Source organism: Spirochaetaceae bacterium, assembly GCA_009784515.1.
Lineage (GTDB): Bacteria > Spirochaetota > Spirochaetia > WRBN01 > WRBN01 > WRBN01.
In genome coordinates, this window is record WRBN01000047.1 from 1 (window position 1) to 14041 (window position 14041).

The following is a 14041-nucleotide window of genomic DNA, read 5'->3' on the forward strand; positions in this document are numbered from 1 at the left end:
CGGCTAGGGCTTTGCCTAGAGCTTAGATAAGAGTTTTGGTAACCCTCTCCACTTTAGGAGGGGTTTACTTTGTTATCTTCCAGCCCAGCTACCCGGTCTAATCCAATCAATTTCACCCTCCATAGCATGGCCTATTCCTCCACGATAGCCCTCAATATTGTTATTGTTTAAATAGCTGCCTCTTCTAATAAGAGTACTCAGTTTAGGGTTGTTACGTATATCAAGAGTGGCTATCAAGGTATCATTTATAAAAAGCCACTCCAAATCAATAAGCTTACTTATATCGAGTGTTATTATGGGATTATTACCCACAAATAAAGTAGTTAAATTAATATTATTACTTACATCAAATTCTGTTAATTGGTTATTACCTACATTTAACCAAACTAATTTAATATTGCCGCTAATATCTATAGTTGTTAAATTATTATTACTTACATCAAGGCGAATAAGGTTAGTTAGGTTAGTTAAGTTAGGTAGGTTAGTTAGGTTAGTTAGGTTAGTTAGGTTAGTTAGGTTAGTTAGGTTAGTTAGGTTAGTTAGGTTAGTTAGGTTATTCCAGTGTAAATCAAGGGTTTCTAAACCCAACATGTATTCAATACCGGTAGCGTTATTAATATTTTCTTGTCTTGCGTTTAATCTTTCAATTCTCGCCAGTCTATCACTCAACGCTTGGCCTGTTAAGTTAGCGTCGGGCCCTAGTGTATTAAACATAAGCACCATTAACCTAGGGTCAGGGAACAAACTGGCTAAAGTAGCGTTAGCCGGCACTGGCAACCCTTGCCCTTGTGCATTTATAGCTATTAGTAATAAAGCTATAGTTAATATTTTTTTCATAGTTTTAGTTTAGCATAGCTTGCTGTTAAAGTAAAGCTAAAATTTAAAAGTTTAGTCTGCGGGTATAACTTTGTGGTAAATATTTGGCAGCTATAAATTTACTAACCGTACCCTTTATAATTAATTAAAAAGGGTGCGGTCTAAATTTAAAATTAAAGGGTAGACTAACTCGGCAGCTGGCGGCCTAGATAACTTTGTAAAGTAGTCAAAATACCTTCTAATATCATTGTTGCTGCCTTCCAGTAGCATACCGCTGTTATCTGGGGTAAAAGTAATGGCACTGCCGCGATAACTTAAGATAAGCTCTCCGCTAGTAACATTAAACACATAAATAGTCAGCGGCTCCGTTATAAACCATTCCATAAACCTAACGGAGTCTTCAAAGTAAGCCCGCATAGCCGGCGAAAAAGAGCTATCACCAACCATTTCAGCTAAAAATTCTTTAAATTCGGGCAGTTGTTCTGCAAAATCGGCAATTTCGCTGGCGGTTATATCGGTCATTGTTACGTTATCGGCATGGTTAATAATGTTAAATTGACGTTCGTTAATAAAAATTGCTCTTACAGCAGGCGGGGTATTATCGTCATCGGCAAAGATTAAGCCATAATTGTTGACAGGCGCTATGATAGGCTGCGGGCAAGCTACCATAACTAAAGATAGCGCCAATAATACAGTTATATATTTTTTCATTCGGTTTAGTCTCCTTACCTGCCTTTATAGTATAGCATAATACTTACTTATAAGCAATGGTGCATTATAAGGCTTAAATACAGGTTAATACCTTATAATATTGATGACAGATAGTTTTAAAAAATAATTTGGGCTATCTTGACTAAACTTTTTAATTATGCTAATTTAGTTTAATTTATGGAAACATCAGCCCCTTACGCTGTAGAAATGCTTAACATAACTAAACGGTTTCCCGGTTTAATTGCTAATGACAATATTAGCCTTAAGGTAAAAGCCGGCACGGTGCACGCCTTGCTTGGCGAAAATGGGGCCGGTAAATCTACTTTAATGTCTATTTTATTTGGCCTTACCAGTGCCGATAGCGGCCAAATAGTTATTAACGGTCGGCCGGTTAAAATAAAAAGCCCTAATCAGGCCACCGCGTTGGGTATTGGCATGGTGCACCAACACTTTAAACTTATCCCTAGCTACAGTGTGCGCAGTAACATCATTTTGGGGGCAGAGCTTACCAATAAATTTGGCCATATCGACTGTAAAGGCTCGCGGCAGCGAGTGGTAGAGCTAAGTAATAAATACAAATTAAATATTAACCCCGATGCTAAGGTACAAGATATTAGTGTAAGTATGCAACAGCGCGTAGAAATTTTAAAGGTACTTTACCGTAACGCCGATATTATTGTGCTGGACGAACCTACAGCTATCTTGCGCCCGCAAGAGATAGACGAGCTTATCGCCATTATTAAACGGCTGCAAAATGAAGGTAAAACTCTCATTTTTATTAGCCACAAATTAAAGGAGATAGCGGCGGCGGCTCAAGAGGTTACTATTATACGCAAGGGCAAATATATAAACACCCTTAAAGTGGCCGATACCAATGAAAACCGGCTGGCCGAGCTTATGGTTGGCCGTCCCGTTAAGTTAGAGCTAACTAAGCAACCTAGCCAAGTAGGTAACGAGGTATTAAAATTAGAAAATTTAGTAACCTATAGTGAAAGAGGGAACCTTGCGGTTAATAACCTTTCGCTTACGGTACGTGCCGGCGAAATTGTGGGGATAGCGGGGGTAGATGGTAATGGCCAGCGTGAGTTAGTGCTGGCTTTGTATGGTTTGCTGCCGTTAGCCGGCGGCCGTATTTATTATGATGGCAGCGATATAACCCATTTTAGCACCAAACAAAGGATAGAGGCCGGTATGGCTTTATCGCCCGAAGATAGACAATTAGAGGGCTTAGTTTTACCTTTTACTCTGGCCGAAAATTTAATTTTAAAAAACTTTAAGCAGCCTCCCTTTAGTAAGCGGGGCTTTTTGTTATTTAAAGCAATAAAAGATAACGCCGAAAAGCTGGTAGCAGCCTTTGATGTACGCAGCGCTAAAGGAATTAACAGCCTAGCCGGCGAGCTTTCGGGCGGTAACCAACAAAAATTATTATTAGCGCGCGAAATAAACAGCAGTCCTAAATTGTTAATTATTTGCCAACCCACGCGCGGGCTTGATGTAGGCTCTATCGAAAATATTCATAAACGTATTTTAGAAGAACGCACTAAAGGCGTAGCTATACTTTTAATTAGCTATGAGTTGGAAGAGATTATGGGCCTGTGCGACCGTATTGCCGCCATTTCGGGCGGCCATATTAATGCTGTGCTTGATGGCGCTAAGGCCGATATTCGGCAGATAGGAGCCTTAATGGCAGGGGTTAATAACGAGGCATAATTAAGGAGCAAATTAATGGCTAAAACTTTAGTCAACAACAAATCTTTCTTAAAAAAACTTATTGCTGTGCTTGATGTTGTTAATAAGCATAGCTGGCTTATGGCCGTTATCGTTATAACTTTTGGTTTTTTGCTGGCCACCATTTTATTAGTCATTACAGGCCGTAACCCTGCCGGTATGTATGGCGCTATGCTGCAAAGTATTAGCGGCTTTAATGTTTTTAACGGCAGCTTTAATGCCCGCCATATCGGTGAGTGGCTGGCTATTAGCACGCCGCTTATTTTATGCGGTTTAAGCGTGGCCTTTGCCTTAAAGGCCGGCCTCTTTAATATTGGGGCCGAAGGGCAATATATTATGGGCGTTACCTTTGCGCAATGGGCCGCCTTTTTTTTACCGCAATTACCTTTTGTGCATGCGGTAATGGTGTTAATAGCGGCAACTTTAGCCGGCGCTTTGTACGGCGGCTTGGTAGGTTTTTTAAAGGGAAAATATGGGGTATCCGAAGTAGTGGCTACCATTATGTTAAACCACATTGCCTTCTTTTTTACCCGCTGGTTTACCATACGGTTTATCCCCGACACCAGCAGCTTTGCCACCCCGCCTCTCCCCGAAAGCGCCCGCCTTACCGCCGATTGGTTGCGTACGCTTACCAATAATAGTATGTTAAATTACGGTTTTTTTGTTATGTTGTTAGCCTTAGTGGTTTACCATATGACAATTAACAAAACAACGCTTGGCCTTAGCTTAAGGGCCAGCGGGTTTAACCCTAAAGCGGCTAGTTTTAGCGGTATTTCTACCATTAAGGCCTCGTTTATTAGTATGGCTATAGCCGGCGGCTTTGCCGGATTGGCCGGCGGGGTAGTGGCTATGGGCAGCTTCCCCAGCGGGCGGGTTATGTCGGCGATGGATATGTACGGCTTTAACGGTATTGCCGTAGCTTTAGTGGCGGCCGGTAATGCCTTAGGCATCTTTTTTTCGGGCTTATTATTTGGTATGCTTACGGCCAGTCAAAGCTTAATGACTTTGCGGCAAATACCGCGCGAAATTACCGTCATCATTAACGGTCTTGTGGTGGTTTTTATTAGTTTAACTTTTGGCTTAAAACTGCTGGCCAGCCGCTTAAAAATTAATTTAGAGAGTCACCCTGATAATACGGAGGCAAGCTAATGTCGCTTATCAATTTATTACCCTCTATCTTACTGATGGCCGCACCGATTGTGGTAGCCAGTTTAGGCGGCCTCATCTGCGAAAAGAGCGGGGTGGTAAACATCGGTATTGAGGGTTTATTAAATATTGGGGCCTTTACAGCGGCTTTAGTGCATTTTTACCTAGAAGCAACTACCAGTTTATCGCTGCCTATAGCTTTATTGGCGGCCTGTGCGGCCGGTACTTTATTTAGTTTAATTCATGCCTTTACCTGTGTAACGATGAAGGCCAACCAAATTATCAGCGGTACCGGTATAAATTTATTGGCGAGCGGTATCACCGTCTTTTTTTGCCAGTTAATTTTTAATATGGACCGTACGGCGCCTTTTCGGTTTGGTTTTACCGTTGGGCCTTTTGGTTTTTACCCTACAGCTTATTTAGCTTTGGCCTTTTTTATAGCTACTTGGTACTTACTATACAAGCGTAAATTTGGTCTGCGCTTGCGCGCTTGCGGTGAGTACCCGCAGGCGGCCCAAAGCGCCGGTATCAATGTAGTTAAAATGCAGTATTTTGGGGTGCTGGCTAGCGGTTTTGCCGCCGGTTTGGCAGGGGCTTTTATTGTGTTAAGCAGCACGATACAATATGACCGCAACCTGATAAGCGGTACCGGCTTTATTGCTTTGGCTGCCATTAGTTTTGGCCGTTTTATCCCTAAGGGGGTAGCTAGCGCCGGCTTGCTTTTTGGTACGGCCAGCGCTATTGTTTTTGCTCCCGGTATACAAACTTTAAGGCAGTACATTCCCGGCGAGTTTTTTAGCAGTTTACCTTACTTGCTTACTTTAGTTTCGCTTATTATTTTTGGTATACTAGATAACCGAAAAAAGCAAAAAATTAAAGCTATGGCTTAATTTTGACAATATGTTACATTTTTTTAATAAAAAAGAGTTGACAAAACTGAATATATTAGCTATGTTATCTACTGAATGAACAGTCAGTCAGAGAGTGATACTAAGTTAAAAATTTTAGAGGCAGCCCGTAAATTATTTGCTGAAAAGAGTTTTAGTGATGTAGCGGTTAGCGAAGTAGCCGAACAAGCAGCCGTTAGTAAAAGTTTAATTTATTATTATTTTAAAAGTAAAGATGAAATTTTAAGCGCCTTAATAGATATTTTTGTGGCCGATTTTACCACCCTTGCCGCCCTAAAGTTTAAAGTAGCAGCCAACGGCAGCTGTGGCGGGAGTAAAGAAGAATATGATACCATCTTTTTGCCGCAGATGGAGTTATTTAAAAAACATAAAGATGTAATTAAAATATTATTTATGGAGGCTATTAAGGGTAATCAGCAAGGTATGGTGTTATTTAGTTTAATTAACCGCTTGATGAACGAATCGGCCGAAATTATTGACGACAAAGAAATGAACGATGTGAGCGATAAGTTAAAAAATAACAGCGAAATGCAGGCGGCGGTATTTTTCTTTCAGTTTTTGCCGGTGGTTAGTTATTTTTGCTTAGAGGAGCAATGGCTAAGCTGGGCAAAGGCCGATAAGCAAAAAATTAATGAGCTTTACTTTAAGCTTAGTTATCAAGCTCATAAACGGTTAAGTAAAACTTTAGGCGATATGTTTGCTCTTTAAAGTAAATATAAAATAATTTAATAAAGTTAAATAAAGAGAGGTAAAGATGATAGTTAAAAAGTTATGGGCTATAGTATTGCTAGTTTTGGCTTTTAATGTAAAAGCGCAATCACTTAGCACGATGCACGAGCCTTTAATTTTAGATGAACATTTGGTATCGGCTATGGTGTTGAGTAGCTTTAATTATCAAATGGCTTTAAGTGGGCATCGTATAGACCAGCGCGATAGCCAGTGGTGGGCATCTTTACTGCCTAGCGCCAATGCTAGTATAACACACGGCTTAAGCCGCCATGTTTTTACCGAAGAGCCTAACCCAATGATGAACCCCACCAATAACGAATGGATTACCAATTTAAGTATAGGGGCCGATTTAAACATAGCCGCCGCTAACCTTATTAATATTCCCATCATAATGAATAGGTATCGCAGTAATCAAATTACCCATGAGCAAGCGCTTACCGAAATTATTAATGGCATAGTTATTCAGTTTTATAATTTATTAGCTTTTGGGCAGCAGCTTAATGTGTTGCAAAGTACGGTAAACGTTAGTTTGCTAGCTTATAATCAGGCTTTAGCGGCTTATAATAGCGGGCTGGTAGATAGGGTATCTATGCTTAATGCGCAATACCAATATCAGTTGGCTTTAACTCAGCTTAATAGGGCGCGCACCAGCTTTGAAGGTAATATGCTAACCTTTAAGCAAATGCTTGGCGTGCCGCTTGAGCGGCCGGTAGAACTAAGGGGCAGTATTAATGTTGTTAATGTACAATTAAACGGCGACCGCATAGCGGCTACCTACTTAGACAGCACGGCTACTATGCAAATAGCTAATCTTAACGCTAACTCGGCTTCATTAAGGCAGTGGTTAGTGCTTTCTAGTATTGTAAATCCTTTTGTTTCATTGGGTTATGAGATGGGCCGCACCAGAGTAGGGGCCGATAACCCTTTTAACCCTTGGCGTGATAGCGCCAGCTTAAGGCTTGGGTTACAAGTTAATTTAAGCTACCAAAACTTTAATAATTGGCGTAACGTGGTTGATGGCAACCACATACAGCAAGCGATATTAGCCAATACCCGCGAGGTAACTCGCATACAAATTATTAATAATGCCAATAACCTTAATAATTTGCAGGCGGCTATCACGATGGCCGAGCAAAATGTGGCGATTAGCCGCGAAAGTTTAACTTTAACCCAAGTGGGTTTTAATCAGGGCTTACGTACTCAAACCGAGCTGCAAAGCGCTATTACTAACGTGCAAAACGCCGAGCTGGCTTTATTGCAAAGCAGATTAGATTACACCACCAGCCTGTTAAATTTAGCGGCTTTAGTTGGGGTAGAGCCGGCCGTGCTTATTAGGCAAGCCGGCGAGTAAAATTAAGGAAAGGACAAAGATGAGTAAACAAATATCAGAAGCTAATGTTAGTAAAAAAAAGCGGCAAGTAGCTAAATTAGAAGCTAAACTTAATAAAAAGAAGCAAGGTTTAACTAGCTTAGAAACTGCTCTTAACAGCGAAAAGCAGGGAATAACTAAGCCGGAAGCTAAAGCTAATAAACAAAAAGAAAAAATAGAGTTACGCTTAAGCGAAAAAATAGCTAAATTAGAGGCTAAATTAAATAAAGAAAAAGAAAGCGTAACCAAGCTGGAGACTAAGCTTAACGCCGAAAAGCGAGGAGCAACGTTAGTCCCTACTAAAGAGCAGCGGCGCATTGCTAGGGTAGAAGCCAAACTTAAGAAGAAAAAAGAAAAGCTTGAGTTTAAATTTGGTGAGAAAAAAGAAAAACTAGAGGCTTGGGGTAAAGATAGAGCGGGCAGCCGCCGTAGTTATCGCCTATTTGTATTGGTGGGGTTATCTTTAATGGGTGTAGCTTTAGCGGCTATTTTAATTAATATATGGGTTAGTAATATGGGTGCGCAATCGGTTACGATAACGCGGGTGTTTTCGGTAGCGGTGCAAGAGGTTGAACGTGCCTCTTTGCAAGAGTACTTTAGGGTTAACGGCGATGTTATGCCCATTAATAGTACCAATGTGTTACCTAACGCTGCGGGGCGTTTAATTAATTACACCGTTAGTGTGGGGCAATTTGTGCAGCAAAACCAAATAATTGGCAACATAGACCCCAGTGTGCCGGGCGCTCAATTTAACTTTAGCCCAATTAGGGCCCCTATTGCCGGTACAGTTACCGCTTTGCCCATCGAGCTGGGAAATATGGTTAATCAGGGTGTAGTGGTGGCGCGTATCGGCGATTTAAGCCAGCTTAAAATAGAGGCGCATATCCCCGAACGTTTTTCGCGCTCGGTGCATGTAGGCAGCACCGGTTATATGAACTTGCCGGCTTTAGCGGGGATAGATTACCCGATAGTCATTACCGAAATAGCCCCAGTGCTAGACCCTATCAGCCGTACGGTATTAACCCGGCTGCAAGTTACCCAAAGGTCGGAAGATTTAATGGCCGGTATGTTTTCTAGCTTGCGGATAAATACGCATTTGCATTCAAATGTTATTGTGGTGCCGCAATCGGCTATTGTTAGGCGCAGCGGCGAAGATTATTTATTTGTGGTAGACCTTTCGCGCACGGCGGGAGTTTTTAATACTTTAATGTTTGAAGAGCGCGATTTTAATGCCATCGTAACTATGCGCCCTATAACGCGCGGGGCTTCGGTTGATGGTTTAGTAGTTATAGAAGAAGGTTTACTGGTGGGCGAAAGTATTGTGGTAGCCGGCCAAAATATTTTAACCGATGGGGCTAGGGTAAATTTTATTACGGCAACTTTAGCCCAAAGCGGGGGAAACTAAATGAGCTTAATGCGTTCGGTTTTAGATAAGCCAACTACCGTTTTAATTATAGGCAGTTTGCTGCTGGCGTTATCGTTGTTTATGCTAACGCTTATACCGCAGCAATTTTTCCCGGACATCGAGTTCCCTACGGTAACAGTTAGCACCGCCTTTCCCGGCGCCAGCCCCGAAGAGGTAGAAAATAGTATAAGCCGTTTGCTGGAAGGAACCTTGCTGGGTATCTCGGGTATCGAAAATATTAGCAGTACCAGCAACGAGGGCAGTTCGGCCGTTAGTTTAAATTTTAGTTTTGGTACTAACCTTGATGCCGCCGTTAATGATATACGCGACCGCCTTGATATGATACGTAACCAATTACCCGATGGCGCCAGCTCTCCCATGATTTTTAGAATGGATATTAACAGCTTTATGCCGGTAATGTACATGACCCTATCGGCGCCCGGCCTTTTACCGGACGATTTAACTTACTTTGCCGATGATGTAGTACGGCCGCTACTAGAGCAAATAGATGGTGTAAGCCGGGTAGATGCCTTTGGCGGCCGCGAAGAGCAGGTGCGTATTAATGTGTTGCAAAACCGCCTAGATGCTTATAATATTACCATGAACGATATTAACATGGCCATTGCCGCCCAAAATTTACAGATGGGTGCCGGCGCTATCAGCGATGGCGACCGCCGCTTATTATTGCGCACCGATGGTACCTTTAATACGGTAGAAGATATACAAAATGTGGTAGTTAGCTACCGCCCGGTTAATATGGGGCAAGGCGTAGTGCCGGTGTTGCTGCGTGATATAGCCGATGTTTATTTAGGTTACGAAGATATTCAGGTAGTAAGCGAACTTAATGGCGGCGGTGCTTTTACTATTATGGTTTATCGGGCCAGCGATGCCAACATTGTGCAGGTGGCTAACCGTATTAACCGTGATTTACCCGATATTAACAACCGTCTGCCCGAAGGTATGGAGCTCACTATCTTATTTGATAGCAGCACGATGGTAACCCAAAGCCTTAGCCAAGTAGTATGGAACGTACTTTTGGGGGCTTTATTTAGTGTTATTGTACTTATCTTCTTTTTACGCAGCATGAAGAGCGCTTTTATTATTGCCCTTACTATGCCTTTTTCGGTACTGGTTACCATTATGTTTATGTACTATTTTAACTTAAGTATTAACATTATGAGTCTTGCCGGTTTAAACTTAGGTATTGGTATGGTTACAGACAGCGGTATTGTTATTCTAGAGAATATTACACGTTACCGCGAAAAAGGGGTATCGGCTAAAACTTCGGCCATTTTAGGCAGCCAAGAGATGATTACGGCCATTATGGCTAGTACGCTTACCACCGTTTGTGTATTTTTACCAATGGTTATTTTTGCCCGTGAAATTGGGATTGCCGGCGTTATCTTTAACGATTTAAGCTTTACCGTTGTTATTAGTTTAGTATCTTCATTAGTTATTGCTATGACGTTAATTCCGGTGTTAGCCGGTGTTTATATGCCGGTGCGTACCAGCAAGCAGCGCGAACTAAGCGGGATAATGCGCAGCATAGATAAAATAATGAACCGCCTTTTAACTTGGCTGGATAATAAATATAGCAACGGTATTGTTTTTTCGCTTAAATATCGCAAAACGGTGCTCTTTACTATCTTTATGAGTTTGGTGTTAGCTTTAGGGTTATTAGGTTCGGGCTTAGTAGCTTTCGAGTTTATGCCCGGCGACGATGGTGATAGTTTTATGCTAACCTACACCTTGCCGGAGGGAACTTTGGCCAACCAAACTAACCAATTTGGGTTAGAATTTACAGCTATGCTGGCCGAAGAAATTGGCGTTGGGGTAGAGCATTTTATGCTTATATCTGGGATAAACTTAGGCGGAGTCTCGGGGAGAGAGCAGCAAAATATTGGTTACATTATGTTCTTTTTACCGCCTTTTAATGAGCGTACTATGACGGGGGCGCAGCTGGGAGCTTTAGTGCGTGATAAATACGATTTATTTCCCGGTATCGATTTTCAATTTAGTTCGTTGATGGGCGGCGGCATGGGCGGCGGAGCTACTATCAGTGTAGATATAGCCAGTAATGACCAATTAGCCTTAATGCAAACGGCCGCCAGATTGGTAGAAATTTTTGAAGAAGTGCCGCAGCTTAGCGAGCCGCGCAGCAGTCTTGATGATGGCCTGCCGCAGATAGAGCTGCACATTAACCGCGAGCGCGCTTATAGTATGGGCTTAAATATTGCCACCATTGCTCGAGAGGTAAGCGCCAATATCAGCGGTACTACTGTGGGCCGTTTTAGTAGCGCCGGGCGCGATATTAATATTGTTAGCCAGCTTGCGGCCGAAGACAGAGCCACACTCTCCGACCTTGATAGAATATTTGTGGTATCGCCTGTAACCGGCGCTAAGGTAGCTATAAGTAATGTTGCCACCGTAGAGCGCGGCTTTAGCCCTACCGCTATTTTTAGATACGACCAAACAAGGCAAATTAGCGTATCGGCAGTGCCGGCAGTTAATAGTGCAACCGGCCGTGAGTTCGCCGAAGGCGAGGCCAATAATGCCGCTTGGGCCGCTATTAATGAATCGTTACAAGATGGCCGCCTCATTTTACCGGAAGGGGTAAGGCTAAGCCAAGCCGGTGGTATGCAGCAATTTGCCGAGCTGGCGCCGCGCCTTATGGGCATCTTGTTGGTATCTATCTTGTTGGTTTATGGTGTTATGGCCAGCCAATTTGAAAGCCTTAAAGACCCCTTTATTATTATTTTAAGTATTACTACTTTGCCGCTGGGGCCGGTTTTAATTTACCTGCTTACCGGTACGCCTTTTAGTATGTTTAGTATTGTTGGGTTTGTTATGCTCTCCGGTATTTGCGTTAATAATGGTATTATCTTGGTGGATTACACCAACTTATTACGGCGGCGCGGTATGCCGCTGTACGAGGCCATTGTTGAGGCCGGGCGCAGCCGTTTACGGCCTATTATGATGACGGCGGGTACCACCATTTTAGCTATGTTACCGATGGCTTTATCGCAGGCCGAAGGTTCGGCGATGACGCGGGTGATTGGGGTTACCGTTGTAGGCGGTATGGTTACCAGCAGCCTTATGACGTTATTTTTAGTGCCAACCTTATATTATAACTTTAACCGTAAGGGTGAAAAGAAAATGATTAAAGCGGCCGAAAAACGCGAAGAAGAACTATTTGGCAAAAATTTAGCGACTCAAGCTTAAAATGGTAAGTCTTAAATTAAAAGGTACAAGACTGTAGGGTTTGTCATAAGAATTGAAAAATTTTAATTATTACTTATTAATTTTTAATTAATAAGGAGGATTTATGCAAGAGATACGTTTAGAGGTTATTACTAATAAATCGCTGGAAGACGAGCTTATGCTTTATCTAAAGGCAGCTCACTGCGAACGATATACGATAATCCCTCAAATACATGGGCGCGGCCGTCAAGAGCCGCGCGAGGGTAATGCTATTTGGCCTGAGGTAAATTTTATGGTAATTATTTACTGCGAGGCCGAACTGGCTGAAAATATTATTAAAACTTTAAAAGATTTAAAACAAAAGTATCCCCTAGAAGGTTTGAGGGTTTTTAAAACACTGGCCGAAATTGTGGAGCTGTAAAAATTAATCCCCTTAATTTGTAAGGGGATTAATTTTTACAACATAGCGGCTTAATTAAACTTAAAGCCCTCTTTTTTAAGCTGCTCACTTTTGCTGCGTATTTTATGTTCTTGGTAAAATTTTTGTATTTGTCGGGTTAAGCTGACGGCATCTAGGCCGCATAATTTTAAAAGCTCTTCTCGGCTGGCTTGTGCTAAAAATTGGTTAGCCACCGCTAAATGTAAAAAAGGAACATTTTGTCGCCGTTGTTGCTGCATTAAATTAAGACTTTCGCCAATGCCGCCAACCTTTACGCCTTCTTCTATTACAACTAATAACTTATAGGGTTTAATGATATTTAAAAATTCTTTTTCATTAATGGGGCTAATAAAACGCAGGTTATAAATATCGGTTTTAATTTTTTTTTGGTTAAGTAAATGAACGGCTTCGATAGCTTCGCTTAAAATAGCGCCTACACTGATAATAAGTACATCACCGCCATTCTTTCTCACAAAAACACCGTTCCCTAAAGTTATATCTTCTTCGCAGCCGCTTTCTTCACTGGGTAAGGTGGCTTTAGGATAGCGCATAAGCACGGCTTTGCCGCGCTGTTTAAAGGCCCAAGCCAGCATTAACTTTAGTTCGTTACCGGTGGCGGGGGCTAAAAAGATGGTGTTAGGGATAGCTTTAAATAAGGCAATGTCAAAAATACCTTGATGGCTTTCGCCATCACCGGCGACAAGGCCGGCGCGGTCTAGGGCAATAACGGTATTTAGTCCTTGCATTGCTAAGTCGTGGATAAAATGGTCTACGGCACGCTGCATAAAGGTGCTATAAATACTTAATACAGGTTTTAAGCCGCCTAAGGCAAGGCCGCCGGCAAAGGTAACGGCGTGGCCTTCGGCAATACCTACATCAAAAAAACGGTTGGGGTAAAGCTTTTTAAAAGGGGCTAATCCTGTACCGTTGCACATAGCGGCGGTAATGGCTACAATTTTTTTATTGTGGGCAGCTAGTTCGGTTAGCTGGCTGCCAAATAAGCTGCTAAAACTGTTATCGTTTTTGTTGGTGATACCTTGCTTAAGGTTAAAGGGGGCAACACCGTGATATAAATTGGGCAAATTTTCGGCTTGGCGGTAACCTTTGCCTTTTTTAGTAAGCAAATGGATAACGGTGGGCCTGTTAATTTTGGTAACATTTCTTAAGATTTTAATTATATCTTTAAGGTTATGGCCATCGATGGGGCCAACATATTCAAAGCCAAGCTCACTAAAGATAGTTTCATGAAAAAAGAAGCCTTTTAAAGCTTTTTTACAACGTTCGCCTAAGTTGTGCCACCACTCGCCCCAGCCAAAGGGCATGGTATCAAAAAAATGCTCGATATTTTTGCGAGTAGTTTGGTAGCCTTTAGTAGCGATGAGTTTACTAGGAAAGCTGCGTAAAACACCGGCATTTTTTTGGTGAAAACGGTCGTGCAGGGCGCCTACATTTTCCTCGATAGACATTTTTTTATCGTTAAGGATAATAATTATGTTGTCGCCTATTTTATCGGTACGGCTTAAAGCTATTTAAGATTTTCCGATCAGTATCTGTCCTGCTTGGTTTATGGCCTCTAAGAAGGAGCCGTA

General features: G+C 42.1%; 11 protein-coding genes. 8 read left to right on the forward strand and 3 right to left on the reverse strand.

Going from position 1 to position 14041, the window contains the following annotated elements; genetic code table 11:
• Nucleotides 1-72 precede the first annotated feature (72 nt).
• Nucleotides 73-837 carry a hypothetical protein gene (locus FWE37_06135; protein ID MCL2520563.1) on the reverse strand — a complete coding sequence of 255 codons (765 nt, stop codon included), beginning with the start codon at nt 835-837 and terminating at the stop codon, nt 73-75.
• A gap of 120 nt (nt 838-957) precedes the next feature.
• Complete coding sequence (locus FWE37_06140) at nt 958-1527, reverse strand: hypothetical protein (protein MCL2520564.1); 570 nt, start codon at nt 1525-1527, stop codon at nt 958-960.
• A gap of 177 nt (nt 1528-1704) precedes the next feature.
• Between FWE37_06140 and FWE37_06145 the strand changes: the two genes are divergently transcribed.
• The 8 genes from FWE37_06145 to FWE37_06180 all read left to right on the forward strand — a co-directional run bounded on the left by FWE37_06145 (nt 1705) and on the right by FWE37_06180 (nt 12434).
• The gene (locus FWE37_06145) at nt 1705-3237 is read left to right on the forward strand and encodes an ABC transporter ATP-binding protein (protein ID MCL2520565.1); all 1533 of its coding nucleotides are present in this window, start codon (nt 1705-1707) and stop codon (nt 3235-3237) included.
• Nucleotides 3238-3252: 15 nt separating this feature from the next.
• Nucleotides 3253-4404 carry an ABC transporter permease gene (locus FWE37_06150; GenBank protein ID MCL2520566.1) on the forward strand — a complete coding sequence of 384 codons (1152 nt, stop codon included), beginning with the start codon at nt 3253-3255 and terminating at the stop codon, nt 4402-4404.
• On the forward strand, nt 4404-5291 hold the full coding sequence (locus tag FWE37_06155) for an ABC transporter permease (protein MCL2520567.1): 888 nt from the start codon (nt 4404-4406) through the stop codon (nt 5289-5291). Before FWE37_06150 ends, FWE37_06155 begins: the two co-directional genes overlap by 1 nt.
• Nucleotides 5292-5366: 75 nt before the next feature.
• A complete protein-coding gene (locus FWE37_06160) occupies nt 5367-6017 on the forward strand; it encodes a TetR/AcrR family transcriptional regulator (protein ID MCL2520568.1) in 651 nt (216 codons plus the stop codon).
• 46 nt (nt 6018-6063) lie between these two features.
• Nucleotides 6064-7389: a TolC family protein gene (locus FWE37_06165; protein MCL2520569.1), complete on the forward strand. Its 1326-nt coding sequence runs from the start codon at nt 6064-6066 to the stop codon at nt 7387-7389.
• Between the two features lie 19 nt (nt 7390-7408).
• The gene (locus FWE37_06170) at nt 7409-8812 is read left to right on the forward strand and encodes an efflux RND transporter periplasmic adaptor subunit (protein ID MCL2520570.1); all 1404 of its coding nucleotides are present in this window, start codon (nt 7409-7411) and stop codon (nt 8810-8812) included.
• A complete protein-coding gene (locus FWE37_06175; protein ID MCL2520571.1) occupies nt 8813-12034 on the forward strand; it encodes an efflux RND transporter permease subunit in 3222 nt (1073 codons plus the stop codon).
• Nucleotides 12035-12137: 103 nt separating this feature from the next.
• Nucleotides 12138-12434, forward strand: a complete 297-nt coding sequence (locus tag FWE37_06180) for a hypothetical protein (protein MCL2520572.1) — start codon at nt 12138-12140, stop codon at nt 12432-12434.
• Between the two features lie 50 nt (nt 12435-12484).
• Here FWE37_06180 and FWE37_06185 read toward each other — a convergent pair whose 3' ends face one another.
• The gene (locus tag FWE37_06185) at nt 12485-13918 is read right to left on the reverse strand and encodes a 1-deoxy-D-xylulose-5-phosphate synthase (protein ID MCL2520573.1); all 1434 of its coding nucleotides are present in this window, start codon (nt 13916-13918) and stop codon (nt 12485-12487) included.
• Nucleotides 13919-14041: the final 123 nt, after the last annotated feature.